At 60.6% G+C, this 13,055-nt stretch carries 13 protein-coding genes; 8 read left to right on the plus strand and 5 right to left on the minus strand.

Annotation, left to right across the window (positions count from 1 at the left end):
* From GST84_20775 to GST84_20785, 3 genes are read left to right on the plus strand one after another with little or no spacing between them, the layout of a single operon-like run.
* On the plus strand, window positions 1-912 hold the full coding sequence (locus tag GST84_20775) for an ABC transporter permease subunit (GenBank protein XGB14632.1): 912 nt from the start codon (window positions 1-3) through the stop codon (window positions 910-912).
* Complete coding sequence (locus tag GST84_20780; protein XGB14633.1) at window positions 902-1,708, plus strand: ABC transporter permease subunit; 807 nt, start codon at window positions 902-904, stop codon at window positions 1,706-1,708. The genes GST84_20775 and GST84_20780 overlap by 11 nt, the downstream gene beginning before the upstream one ends.
* Before the next feature lie 17 nt (window positions 1,709-1,725).
* Window positions 1,726-3,150 carry an aldehyde dehydrogenase family protein gene (locus GST84_20785; GenBank protein ID XGB14634.1) on the plus strand — a complete coding sequence of 475 codons (1,425 nt, stop codon included), beginning with the start codon at window positions 1,726-1,728 and terminating at the stop codon, window positions 3,148-3,150.
* 310 nt (window positions 3,151-3,460) lie between these two features.
* On the opposite strand, the gene GST84_20790 is transcribed toward GST84_20785, so the two are convergent.
* Window positions 3,461-4,567 carry an oxidoreductase gene (locus GST84_20790; protein ID XGB14635.1) on the minus strand — a complete coding sequence of 369 codons (1,107 nt, stop codon included), beginning with the start codon at window positions 4,565-4,567 and terminating at the stop codon, window positions 3,461-3,463.
* 1,039 nt (window positions 4,568-5,606) lie between these two features.
* On the opposite strand from GST84_20790, the gene GST84_20795 reads away from it, so the two are divergent.
* From GST84_20795 to GST84_20805, 3 genes are read left to right on the plus strand one after another with little or no spacing between them, the layout of a single operon-like run.
* Window positions 5,607-5,933, plus strand: coding sequence for a 2OG-Fe(II) oxygenase (locus GST84_20795; protein ID XGB15815.1), 327 nt, complete (start codon window positions 5,607-5,609; stop codon window positions 5,931-5,933).
* Window positions 5,930-6,853, plus strand: coding sequence for a hypothetical protein (locus GST84_20800; GenBank protein XGB14636.1), 924 nt, complete (start codon window positions 5,930-5,932; stop codon window positions 6,851-6,853). Before GST84_20795 ends, GST84_20800 begins: the two co-directional genes overlap by 4 nt.
* A gap of 37 nt (window positions 6,854-6,890) precedes the next feature.
* Window positions 6,891-7,433: a hypothetical protein gene (locus GST84_20805; protein XGB14637.1), complete on the plus strand. Its 543-nt coding sequence runs from the start codon at window positions 6,891-6,893 to the stop codon at window positions 7,431-7,433.
* Between the two features lie 92 nt (window positions 7,434-7,525).
* On the opposite strand, the gene recJ is transcribed toward GST84_20805, so the two are convergent.
* Window positions 7,526-9,235, minus strand: coding sequence for a single-stranded-DNA-specific exonuclease RecJ (gene recJ, locus GST84_20810; protein XGB14638.1), 1,710 nt, complete (start codon window positions 9,233-9,235; stop codon window positions 7,526-7,528).
* 8 nt (window positions 9,236-9,243) lie between these two features.
* Window positions 9,244-9,786 carry a hypothetical protein gene (locus tag GST84_20815; protein ID XGB14639.1) on the minus strand — a complete coding sequence of 181 codons (543 nt, stop codon included), beginning with the start codon at window positions 9,784-9,786 and terminating at the stop codon, window positions 9,244-9,246.
* Window positions 9,787-9,916: 130 nt separating this feature from the next.
* On the opposite strand from GST84_20815, the gene GST84_20820 reads away from it, so the two are divergent.
* A complete protein-coding gene (locus GST84_20820) occupies window positions 9,917-11,116 on the plus strand; it encodes a CoA transferase (GenBank protein ID XGB14640.1) in 1,200 nt (399 codons plus the stop codon).
* Window positions 11,117-11,135: 19 nt separating this feature from the next.
* On the plus strand, window positions 11,136-12,011 hold the full coding sequence (locus GST84_20825) for a TIGR02285 family protein (GenBank protein ID XGB14641.1): 876 nt from the start codon (window positions 11,136-11,138) through the stop codon (window positions 12,009-12,011).
* Between the two features lie 189 nt (window positions 12,012-12,200).
* On the opposite strand, the gene GST84_20830 is transcribed toward GST84_20825, so the two are convergent.
* Both GST84_20830 and GST84_20835 read right to left on the minus strand, forming a co-directional pair.
* Window positions 12,201-12,482, minus strand: a complete 282-nt coding sequence (locus tag GST84_20830; GenBank protein XGB14642.1) for a DUF3509 domain-containing protein — start codon at window positions 12,480-12,482, stop codon at window positions 12,201-12,203.
* 79 nt (window positions 12,483-12,561) lie between these two features.
* Window positions 12,562-12,981, minus strand: coding sequence for a histidine kinase (locus GST84_20835; protein ID XGB14643.1), 420 nt, complete (start codon window positions 12,979-12,981; stop codon window positions 12,562-12,564).
* Window positions 12,982-13,055: the final 74 nt, after the last annotated feature.

The following is a 13,055-nucleotide window of genomic DNA, read 5'->3' on the forward strand; positions in this document are numbered from 1 at the left end:
ATGAGCACACTGCGCAGCTTGTCCAACCTGCTGTACCGGCGCCCCAACCTGTACCTGGCACTGCTGTTGATCCCGCCGCTGACCTGGTTCGGCGCGATTTACCTGGGCTCGCTGCTGAACCTGCTGTGGCAGGGCTTCTATACCTTCGACGACTTCACCATGGCGGTGACCCCGGACCTGACCCTGGGCAACTTCGCCGCGCTGTTCAACCCGTCGAACTTCGACATCATCCTGCGCACCCTGAGCATGGCGGTGGCGGTGTCGCTGGCCAGCGCGGTACTGGCCTTCCCCATCGCCTACTACATGGCGCGCTACACCAGCGGCAAGACCAAGGCTTTTTTCTACATCGCGGTGATGATGCCCATGTGGGCCAGCTATATCGTCAAGACCTATGCCTGGACCCTACTATTGGCCAAGGGCGGCGTGACCCAATGGTTCGTCCAGCAGCTGCATCTGGATGGCCTGCTGCAAGCAGTGCTGGCCGTGCCGGGCGTGGGCGGCAGCACGCTGTCGACTTCGCACCTGGGGCGCTTCCTGGTGTTCGTGTATATCTGGCTGCCGTTCATGATCCTGCCGATCCAGGCCTCGCTGGAGCGCTTGCCACCGTCGCTGCTGCAGGCTTCGGCAGACCTGGGCGCCCGGCCAGGGCAAACCTTCGTGCAGGTGATCCTGCCGCTGTCGATCCCCGGTATCGCCGCCGGCTCGATCTTCACCTTCTCGCTCACCCTGGGTGACTTCATCGTGCCACAACTGGTCGGCCCGCCCGGCTACTTCATCGGCAGCATGGTCTATGCCCAGCAAGGGGCGATCGGCAACATGCCGATGGCCGCCGCATTCACCTTGGTGCCCATCGTGCTGATCGCGGTGTACCTGGCCATCGTCAAGCGCCTGGGGGCCTTCGATGCACTCTGAAAAAGCGTCTGCAGGGCTGCGCCTGGCGGCGTGGGGCGGCTTGCTGTTCCTGCACTTCCCGATCCTGATCATCTTCCTGTACGCCTTCAATACCGAAGACGCGGCGTTCAGCTTTCCGCCCAAAGGCTTTACCCTGAAGTGGATCGACGTGGCCTTCGCCCGGCCCGATGTGCTTGAGGCAATCAAGCTTTCGCTGCAGGTGGCTTGCCTGGCCACATTGATCGCACTGGTGCTCGGTACGCTGGCCTCGGCGGCGCTGTACCGGCGCAGTTTTTTTGGCAAGGAAAGCATTTCGCTGGTGCTGATCCTGCCCATCGCCCTGCCCGGCATCATCACCGGCCTCGCCCTGCTCTCGGCATTCAAGACGCTGGGGATAGAGCCCGGGGTGTTCACCATCGTAGTCGGCCACGCCACGTTCTGCGTGGTGATCGTCTACAACAACGTGATCGCCCGCCTGCGGCGTACCTCGCAAAGCCTGATCGAAGCCTCGATGGACCTTGGCGCCGACGGTTGGCAGACTTTCCGCTACATCGTCCTGCCCAACCTCGGCTCGGCGCTGCTGGCGGGCGGCATGCTGGCCTTTGCCTTGTCGTTCGATGAAATCATCGTCACCACGTTCACCGCCGGGCACGAGCGCACCCTGCCGATCTGGCTGCTCAACCAGCTCAGTCGCCCGCGCGACGTACCCGTGACCAACGTTGTCGCCATGCTGGTGATGCTGGTGACCATGCTGCCGATTCTTGGCGCCTATTACCTGACCCGTGGCGGCGACAGCGTCGCGGGCGGAGGCAAATGACCCTGGAGGAGCCCCCGATGCAAACGCAGATGCTGATCAATGGCCAGCTGGTCGCTGGCCAAGGCCCGGCCTGGACCGTGCTCAACCCGGCGCTGGGCACTGCCCTGGCGCAGATCAACGAAGCCAGCGAAGCCCAGGTGGACAGCGCCGTGCGCGCTGCCGACCAGGCCTTCGACAGCTGGTCGCAAACCAGCCCTAAAGAACGTTCGCAGGCCTTGCTGGCGCTGGCCGACGCCATCGAAGCCCATGGCGATGAACTGGCCAGGCTGGAATCGCAAAACTGCGGCAAGCCCCTGAGCGCTGCACTGAACGACGAAATCCCGGCGATTGCCGACGTGTTCCGCTACTTTGCCGGTGCGGCGCGCTGCCTGGGCGGCTTGGCGGCAGGCGAGTACCTGCCGGGCCACACCTCGATGATTCGCCGCGACCCGTTGGGTGTGGTGGCTTCCATCGCGCCGTGGAACTACCCGCTGATGATGCTGGCCTGGAAGATCGCCCCGGCCCTGGCTGCCGGCAACACAGTGGTGATAAAGCCGTCCGAACTGACGCCCCTGACGGCCCTGCGCCTGGGCGAGCTGGCCCAGGACTTGCTCCCGCCGGGGGTGCTGAACATTCTCTTCGGTCGCGGCCAGACGGTCGGCAACCCGTTGATAACCCACCCCAAGGTGCGCATGGTATCGCTGACCGGCTCGATCCCCACCGGCGCGCACATCATCAGCGCCACCGCCGACAGCGTGAAACGCATGCACATGGAATTGGGCGGCAAAGCGCCGGTGCTGGTGTTCGATGACGCTGACATCGATGCCGCCATCGACGGCATCCGAACCTTCGGCTTTTACAACGCCGGCCAGGACTGCACCGCAGCCTGCCGTCTGTATGTGCAGGACGGGATCTACGAGCGCTTCGTCGAGCGCTTGGGGAAAGCCGTAGCCAGCCTCAAACCGGGCCTGCAGGAGTCTGAAGAAACCGAACTGGGGCCGCTGATCAGTGCCCAGCACCGCGACAAGGTCGCCGGTTTGGTGCAGCGGGCCATCGCCCAGCCGCACATTCGTCTGGTAACCGGTGGCAAGGCAATAGAGGGCGATGGCTATTTCTTCGAGCCTACTGTGCTGGCCGATGCCCTGCAGGACGACGAGATCGTGCGCAACGAAGTTTTTGGCCCTGTGGTTTCGGTCACCCGCTTCACCGATGAAGCGCAGGTGCTGGAATGGGCCAACGACTCCAACTACGGCCTGGCCTCATCGGTATGGACCCGTGACACCGGCCGCGCCCACCGCCTGGCGGCGCGCTTGCAGTACGGCTGCACCTGGGTGAACACCCACTTCATGCTGGTCAGCGAAATGCCCCATGGCGGGCAGAAGCATTCAGGGTATGGCAAGGACATGTCGATGTATGGGCTGGAGGACTACACCTGTGTGCGGCATGTGATGATCAAGCATTGAGGAGGCTCAGGGGTACGTCGGTACATTTGTAACGCCAACGAGATCGAGCGCCGCCCGCGCGGCGCATCGCGAGCTACGCTCGCTCCTACGTTTGTTTCGGGCCAATTATGCCTGTGGGATTTGCGCGCGAACGCCTTGGCGCATGGCGCGATATCGCGTCGTACAAACAAGGCGGTCGCGCGCGCCTGTCACAGGCGTGACTGGCCCGAAACAAACGTAGGAGCGAGCGTAGCTCGCGATGCGCCGCGCGGGCGGCGCTCGATCTCAGCCCCAAACAAAACTCTCGCCAACCCCCAGCAACTCGAAGCCCCTAGTCCCGCAAATCAGACTCGTGAATCGGGTTGGCCCTGCTCGTGGCGCGTTGGTATTGCGCCGGCCAGGTGGCCTTGTTGCCGCCCAGGTCGTCGTCGGCATGCAGCGGCCAGTACGGGTCGCGCAGCAGTTCGCGGGCCAGGAAGATAATGTCGGCCTGGCCGGTGCGCAGGATGTGCTCGGCCTGGGCCGGTTCGGTGATCATGCCCACCGTGCCGGTGGCCATTTCCGATTCCTTGCGCACGCGCTCGGCAAAGCGGGTCTGGTAGCCGGGGCCGGTAGGGATCTCGGCGTTGACCGAGGTGCCACCAGAAGAAACATCGATCAGATCCACGCCCAAACTCCGCAGGCGGCGAGCCAGTTCAACGGTTTCATCCGGGTTCCAGCCATCCTCTACCCAATCGGTAGCCGATACCCGCACGAACAGCGGTAATTCGGCAGGCCAGGCCTTGCGCACGGCGTCGACCACCTCCAAGGTCAGGCGGATACGGTTTTCGAAGCTACCGCCGTATTCGTCACGGCGCTGGTTGCTCAGCGGTGACAGGAACTGGTGCAGCAGGTAGCCATGGGCAGCATGGATTTCCACCACCTTGAATCCAGCCTTCAAGGCGCGTTCGGTCGAGGCGACGAAAGCGGCGATTACATCCTGGATCTCGTCCTGGCTCAGCTCGCGTGGAGGCGTGTGCTGCGGATCGAAGGCGATCCTCGATGGCCCCACCGGCTGCCAGCCGCCCTCCTCCAGTTTGACGCTGCCTGGTTTGCCAAGCCACGGGCGGTAGGTACTGGCTTTGCGCCCGGCGTGAGCCAGCTGAATACCAGCCACGGCGCCCTGGGCACTGATGAAGCGGGTGATGCGCTGCAACGGCGCTATCTGGGCGTCGTCCCACAGGCCCAGGTCTTCGGCGGTGATCCGGCCATCGGCGGTCACCGCCACGGCTTCAGTGATTACCAGGCCGGCGCCACCGACGGCACGGCTGCCTAAATGGACGAGATGCCAGTCGTTGGCCAAGCCATCGACGGCGGAATACTGGCACATTGGTGACACGGCGATGCGGTTGGGCAAGGTCAGCTGACGCAGGGTGTAAGGCTCGAGCAGCAGGCTCATGAGGGCACCTCCCAAGGACTCCAATGGTGATCCGGCCCGGACACTCAAGTGCACATCCCTGGCCCGGTGCCGGTCATTAATGAGACTAGACCAGATTGGTGGTGGGGAAGGTTCTGTGGGATGGCGAGGGGTTCGCCGAAAGGTTTGCAGCGCCTGTGAGATCGAGCGCCGCCCGCGCGGCGCATCGCGGATAAATCCGCTCCTACATCTGTTTCGGGCCAATCACTCCTGTGCCGCCAACAGGGACCGCCTTGATGCATGGCTGAAGACCGATGAAAAGCAGTGGTGCCCACCTCGATATCGAAGGGAACAAACAAGGCGAACAGCGGTGGCCTCACAGGAGTGACTGGCCCGAAACAAACTGTAGGAGCGGATTTATCCGCGATGCGCCGCGCGGGCGGCGCTCGACTTCCGCAACCCTGCAAGAATCAAGGCAGGCACTTAATGGCCTTAGTACGGCCCCGGGATTTCTGAATGGTCCGACGCATGTATCAGACGTTTCCTACACATATGAGCTGGCGATGCCTTTAAGCGCTAGGGTAGTACCACCCACGACAACCCTTTCCACCCGGCCTACCGGGCATCTTAGAAAAATCCTACAGCCTATTACTTAAAGTTCTACGTTCTCTTGGGAAATTCTTCTCAAGCAACATCTCCCTCCTCCTATCGCTGTTCTGCCTCTCAAATACTATTGTCCATCACGTCACGGCGACCAATGAAGCCAATCACGCAGTTCGCACAAACTCGACCTCCACGCTCGCGAGTTGAGTCAATGACGGATATCCCCTTTACAGAAAAACCGACAGTATTAGATAAGTTTATTACTGAACACGAGCAAAATTTACTCACAAATTCATTTTCGGGTGCAATATGGAGATATGGCTGGCCCATTAATACAATTCCCCTCGCACGTCCTTGCTGGCACATCTTCATAGCCGGTAGCAAACGTACCTCACTGGAGTGCTGCGAGCATGAACTGGCCAGCGACAGCCATTGGGGCTTTCTACTTGATATTTGGAGGCGCACGCAGCTTGCTCACATGCGTGACTGTTTGCTGCTGGGTGTTTACGCAAACGGCCAGACTTTCGGCCAAGACAGTCCTATTCATAGAGATAACAAATCAATTGAACCAGGAAAAACCGCAGTCCTCTTCTGCAATGCCCAGTGGGAAACCACATGGGGCGGCGAACTGATTCTATTCGATCAGCAGAAGAATGACACCATCGCTGCCATACAACCAAAGCCGGGACGCATAGCGATTTTCGACGGACACATACCGCACAGAGCCAGAGCGCCCACCGTTGACTGCGACAAATTGCGAATCACTATCGCTTTCAAGACCATGAATAAGAATATTAAACAATGAGCACACGCGCCGAACTGATAGTAGCAGTAATAGATAAAACGGCAAAACCCATCAATCAAACTGGGGGAGCAGCAGCAATCCACGACCAATTCAACACAGATAAAACCGGATTTTCACTAGTCATCCAAACAGCACAGACAACTACGGCGATAGCCTCAGTAGTCTCCGTCACTCACCTCCCGATAGGTGCTGTACCCTTCATTAACATTGTTACCAATACCCTTTCTGGCACCGTGACCTTCCTGAAAGTCGCGGCAGACCTCAAAGAGGGCGCGAAAATTAAGAGCGGAGATGTCATAAGTTTGGCAAGCAACGTCGCAGGCATCGTGGCCTCGTTCGCCATTCTGGCCGGAGCACCTTTAATTGCTGGAGGGGCCACAGTCGTGGGCGTAACCGCCACACTCTATAGCATCTTCAATTCTGACCTGGCTAAAGCAGCTTACGACAAGATGGCTCCACTCTTTACCAGCCTGCTGAGTCAAGGTAACCTTACTGGTTTTACCGCGCCACGGATTGCGCCTGACTTCACACTCGCTTCACCTGACCAGATACTTTCCACCCACCAGGGAATGATCACAACCGTTAACTGGAACCCTGACTCTTCAGAAATATCCCTAGGCACCGAACCACTAAGTTTTCCAGATAGCAGCCAGGCTCACACCGCCCCAACAGGGAGCGAGACTTTCAATTCAACGCAACCGCCTCCCCTTAGCGGAAACTCCAGCAGCAACTCAGTAGCGGTGACATCTACCCCTGACATACCTGCCCCTGACGCAACACTGACTATAAGCATAGAAAGTATAGATGGTATAAAGTCACCCGACCAAGCACCATCAATTACCGTACCTATTGACGACAACCAGGACAATCAAGATAACTACATATGCTGTAGCAGCGCGCAGCAGGATCAGTACTTCTAGCCAACCTGTAAAACCCTCCACGCCGTAACGAGCCGATATGAATATCTGGCAGCAATCGCTAAAACTCATACGTGAACTCCCGCCTCACAAACAAGCCAAAGCACTATTAATAGGCGGACTTATAAATCTAACCCTAGGCACCAGCTTCACATTCATGTGGCGCGAACACAAAAACACCAATGAAGAGTTATGGTCGCGAGTTCCAGCCTCTCTCACCTCCAAGCCTGAAACCTGGGATAGCGACAAATCTCTTTATACGTTCAGCATCAAGTTTAAAACTTCAAATGGAAAGCACCACAACGCTCATCTTTATGCAGACAAAATATACTATGATGCAGCGAGCCTGGACCTAAATACGCCACTCTTTGTTGACATAGCAACCTCTAAAAGCGCTGCAACGGCTCAGCGCTTAATCGCTCCTAATGGAATGTTTCTTTATGATTCTGCAATGGCGGCACATGTCACCAATGTAAGAAACCGGGAGACCACACTAGCAGTTATCATTTTCTCATTTAGCGGCATCAGCATCTTGATTGCGGCAGCGGCGATCTACTACCGCCCCAGAAAGGAGTGCAACTGAACCTGAGCAGCACCTGGGAGATCGAGCGCCGCGCGGGCTGCGCTCGATTTGTGCCCCAGCGCAAGATCCAAGGCAGGCACCTGACGCTAAACTCAGCGCGGCTCCATATGCGCAATCATCAACTGCACACTCTCATTACCGCGAAACTCGTTCACATCCAGCTTGTACGCCAACTCCACCCAGCGCACCGTCGGGTTTGGCCACACTTCGCGGTCAATGCCGAAGGCAATGCCATCCAGCCGCACCGAGCCACATTCGCTCTTGAGCACCACTTTCAGGTGCCGTTCGCCAACCACACGCTGCTCCACCAACTGGAACACGCCATGGAACAGCGGCTCCGGGAAGTGCTGGCCCCAAGGCCCGGCGTGGCGCAGGGCCTTGGCCAGGTCGAGGTGGAATTCCTCGACCGCCAGGCTACCGTCGGATAACAGCCGGCCGGTCAGGTCTTCTTCGCGCAGTTGACGCCGCACCTCTTCATCGAACGCCTCGGCAAATGCCGGGAAATTGGCCTCGGGCAACGATAACCCTGCCGCCATGGCGTGGCCGCCGAACTTGCTGATCAGTTGCGGGTGGCGCGCGGCCACGGCATCCAGCGCATCGCGAATATGGAAGCCCGGCACCGAGCGCGCCGAACCTTTGAGCATGCCGTCGCCAGCATCAGCGAACGCAATGGTCGGCCGGTGGTAACGTTCCTTCAGACGCGAAGCCAGAATACCGATCACCCCTTGGTGCCAATCGGCATCGAACAGGCACAAGCCGTAGGGCATGGACTCGACCGGCAGGTCCTTGAGCTGGGCCAGGGCCTCGCGCTGCATGCCCTGCTCGATGGACTTGCGGTCCTGGTTCAGGTCGTCCAGCTGCTGGGCCATGTCCTGGGCCAGCGCCGCGTCTTCGCACAGCAGGCATTCTATACCCAGGCTCATGTCGTCCAGCCGCCCTGCGGCGTTCAACCGCGGGCCGAGGATGAAACCGAGGTCGGTCGAGGTGATCCGCCGGTGATCACGGCGGGCCACTTCGAGAATGGCCTTCAGCCCTGGTCGGGCTCGACCGGCGCGGATGCGCTCGAGGCCTTGGTGCACCAGGATGCGGTTGTTGGCATCCAGCGGCACCACGTCAGCAACACTGCCCAGCGCCACCAGATCGAGCAGCTCGCCAATGTTTGGCTGTGGCTGCGCCTCGTAGCGCCCAAGGCTGCGCAAGCGAGCGCGCAGGGCCATCAACACATAAAAGATCACCCCTACCCCGGCCAGCGACTTGCTCGGAAAGCTGCAGCCCGGCTGGTTGGGGTTGATGATGGCATCGGCATCGGGCAACTGCTCGCCCGGCAGGTGGTGGTCGGTGACCAGCACCTTGAGCCCGGCGGCCTTGGCGGCTGCCACCCCATCAACACTGGAAATGCCGTTGTCCACGGTAATCAGCAACTGCGGCTGGCGCTGCAGCGCCACCTCGACGATTTCCGGGGTCAGGCCGTAGCCGTACTCGAAGCGGTTGGGCACCAGGTAATCGACATGGGCCGCACCCAGCAGGCGCAGGCCCAGCACCCCGACGGTGCTGGCGGTGGCACCGTCGGCATCGAAGTCGCCGACGATGAGGATGCGCTGGCGCTGGTCGATGGCTTCGACCAGCAGGTCCACACCGGCCTCGATCCCCTTGAGCTGCTGGTACGGCAGCAGGCGTGCCAGGCTTTTGTCCAGCTCGGCCTCGCTCTGCACGCCGCGCGCGGCGTAAAGGCGGGTCAGCAAGGGTGGCAGGTTACCCAGAAATGGCAGGGTCGGCGGCAGCGGGCGAGGTTCGATACGCATGGGTTGCTTCAACCACGCTCACCGAGCAGCCACTGCAGTTGGACTTCATGCTGGCCACGGTCGTCGGTCACGAATACCGTACCTTCACTGATCATCACGTCCCACTTGATGCTACGCGGCATGTCGGTCGCCAAGGTTTCCAGCACCTCCTGCGGCACAGCGGCAATGCTCAGATTTTTCAGGTTCTTGACCGCGCTCACTACTTTGCCTTCCCACACTCGCAGGCTGCCGTAAGCCAGCAAGCTGGTGCGTTCGGTACGACGCGAGCACCAGGTCAGGCGATCGGCATCGGGCTGGCCAACTTCAATCCAGTGCAGCACGCGATCGTCCAGGCTCTTTTCCCACAGCGCCGGTTCATCGACATCCGACAGGCCGCGGCCAAACGACAAGTTCTCGTTGTACCAGAGCGCGTACGCCAACAAACGAACGGCCATACGCTCTTCGGTTTCCGAAGGGTGCCGAGCGATAGTCTGTTTGACGCTTTCGTAGACGTTGCGATCAAGGTCGGTGAGATTCAATTCGAACTTGTAGGTGGTGGACGGCTGGGCCATGGTCGACGGGCTTCGTGCAAAAGAAAGTGGCACAGTCTACCCCATCCGCACCTTCCATGCCCCGCAGCAGTACCCGGCGAAACCGACGTGTGATAAAACCACGGCTCTGCCCAACTGCCACGGATACCCCATGTCGACGCCCAGCAAACCCCTCGCCGGCCTTAAAGTTGTCGAACTCGGTACCCTGATCGCCGGGCCGTTCGCCTCGCGCATCTGTGCCGAATTCGGCGCCGAAGTGGTAAAGGTCGAATCGCCCGACGGCGGCGACCCGCTGCGCAAGTGGCGCAAGCTGTACGAGGGCACCTCGCTGTGGTGGTTCGTGCAGGCCCGCAACAAACAGTCACTCACCCTCAACCTCAAGCACCCCGAGGGCCGCGACATCCTCAAGCGCCTGCTGGCCGAGGCCGACATCCTGATCGAAAACTTCCGCCCGGGGGTGCTGGAGAAACTCGGCCTGGGGTGGGATGTACTGCATGCGCTGAACCCGCGCCTGGTGATGGTGCGCCTGTCGGGCTTTGGCCAGACCGGGCCGATGAAAGACCAGCCAGGCTTCGGTGCCGTAGGCGAGTCGATGGGCGGCCTGCGCTACATCACCGGTTTCGATGACCGCCCCCCGGTGCGCACGGGGATTTCCATCGGTGACTCGATTGCTGCCCTGTGGGGGGTGATCGGCGCGCTAATGGCGCTGCGCCACCGGGAAGTCAATGGCGGCCAGGGCCAGGTGGTGGACGTGGCCCTGTACGAGGCGATCTTTGCCATGATGGAGAGCATGGTCCCGGAGTTCGATGTGTTCGGTTTTATCCGCGAACGCACCGGCAACATCATGCCTGGCATCACACCTTCCTCCATCCACACAAGCGCCGACGGCAAGCATGTACAGATCGGCGCCAACGGTGATGCGATCTTCAAGCGCTTCATGCAGGCCATCGGTCGCGACGACCTGGCCAATGACCCCACCTTGGCCAGCAACGACGGCCGCGACCTGCGTCGTGACGAGTTGTACGGGGTAATCGACCGCTGGGCCAACAGCCTGCCACTGGAGCAACTGATGCAGGTGCTGACCACCGCCGAAGTGCCGGCCAGCCGTATCTATTCGGCCGAAGACATGTTCAACGACCCCCAGTACCTGGCGCGCGAGATGTTCCTGCAGGCCAAGCTGCCGGATGGCAAGCCATTCCACATGCCCGGCATCGTGCCCAAGCTGTCGGAAACGCCCGGATCTAGCGAATGGGTTGGCCCGGCCTTGGGCGAGCATACCGAGGCGCTGCTCGGCAGCCTGGGCTACGACGCAGCGGCCATCGCCAGCCTGCGTGCAGCGGGCACGGTCTGACCCTGGCGCTTCTGTCTCCATGTACGCAATCCGCTGCCTACGCCTTCTGGTCCTGCTCTGCGGGCTTTTGCCCGCGTTGCTGATACAGCCAGCGAGCGCCAAGGAGCACCTCTTCTGGCTGGTGCGTGACCTGCCACCTTTCACCATTTTTGATGGCCCGGAAGAAGGCCGGGGGGTGATCGACCAGTTGTTACCGCTGCTGATCAGGCAGATGCCCGAGTACGAGCACAGCATCGTGCGGGTCAACCGCGCCCGCGGCCTGCAGATGCTGCAAGACCGTGACACCTTCACCTGCGACCCAACCGTGCTGTGGACCCCGAAACGGGCCGAGTATGTGCATTTTTCCGTTCCATCGCTGGGCGCGCTCAGCGGTGGCCTGGTGTTGCGCAAGGAAAACCAGGCGCTGGTGGCACCCTACCTCGACGGCCAGCAGGTGGACCTGAATGGCCTGCTGAGCAAGGCCTCGCTGAAGCTGGGTATCGTCGCCGAGCGCAGCTATGGCACCCAGATTGACACCATCCTGAGCCAGTTGCCCGACAGCACGCTCAGCCGGCACTACGGCAACGAGGCCACCGCCAACCTGCTGCAAATGCAGCAACTGGGGCGTCTGCGCCTGGTGCTCGGCTACTGGCCAGAGGTGCGCTACCTGATCGAACAACAAGGCGGGTCACTGACTGACTACCAGTTTCATACTGTGCAGGGCGTGAATCGCTACCAGTTTCTGCATGTGGGATGTTCAGATAACGAACGGGGGCGTGCGGCAGTTGCACACATCGACCAGTTGTTGCCTGCCCTGCGCCGGGATGTATTGCCAGGGTTGTATGCCCGCTGGCTGGACCTTGCATTGCGGGAAGACTACCTGAAGGACAGCCGTCTTTTCTTTGAGGACAGATAAGCCCACCCGGCATGCACCGTCTTTGCAGGAGCAGCCTTGGGGATAGGTGCCTGCCCGCAAAAAAGAAACCCCGGGCGCTGGGGAAGACGCCCGGGGCCAAGCGAAAGCCCTTGAGGACTTCCCGTGACAGCCTTGCCAGCGCCGGAGCAAAGCACTGGCTGGCTGCCCCTACACTGTCTGATAAGCCACTTAGGCAAAGGTTCCCTGCGGTTGCTGGCGATGCTGCAATGCCGCGATCACACAAGGCTGCAACCGGCCCTCGGCTATTTGCAGGTCTCGGTGCAAGCCGTCCACGAGGTCGATCAACAGGCGTTGCTCCTGCAATTGGCGCTCGCTGACCGTGCGCTGCAAGGTAATACCCGAGAGGCGGTCGTGAACGGTCAGTTGGCGATTACCGCCGGGATCGGCGATGCCGAGGTGGGTCTGATAGGGCGTCAGGGCTTCGTTGAGCAGGCTGCAGATTCTTTCCATCCGGATCACTCGCTGCGTGGTGGGACCTAAAGTGACTGACCAGCAGGCGCCGCAAAAAGTTCGTCAAACCACGCCCGCTTCAGTGAGCATGCGGGGCTGGCATGACAGTTTGAATACGCCTCCCTGGGCGCACCTGCAGTGTTTGCAAGGCATGCTGCAGGCGTGGCATCGACAGCGGCCAGGGCAACTCGTCGAGCACCCACATGCCGCGTTTTCTGGCCTCTTGGGCAAGGTTTTGACGCTTTGGGGCAGGCTCGCCGACGAACAGCAATGCGCGCACTCGCCGCTGCTGGGCGAGCAAAGCAAGGCCGGCCCGGGCTGGCATGGCGTGGTCGAGGATCAGCAAGTCAGGACGACGTTCAGCGCAGAGGCAGGCGTCAAGGTCAGCGACGCTTTCGCTGATGCGCACGTTGAACACACCTTGGCCGTTGAGGGCCTGGTGCAAGAGGATCTGGTGGGACGGGCGAGCCTGGTGGATTAACACATAGGGCTGGTGCATGAGCCGCTCCTGGTGGGAGGACCGGCTAATTTATGCTTGGCACTCGGCGGACCGAATAGGATGTTTCTGATAGA

This window comes from Pseudomonas putida, assembly GCA_041879295.1.
Taxonomy (GTDB): Bacteria; Pseudomonadota; Gammaproteobacteria; order Pseudomonadales; family Pseudomonadaceae; genus Aquipseudomonas; species Aquipseudomonas putida_Y.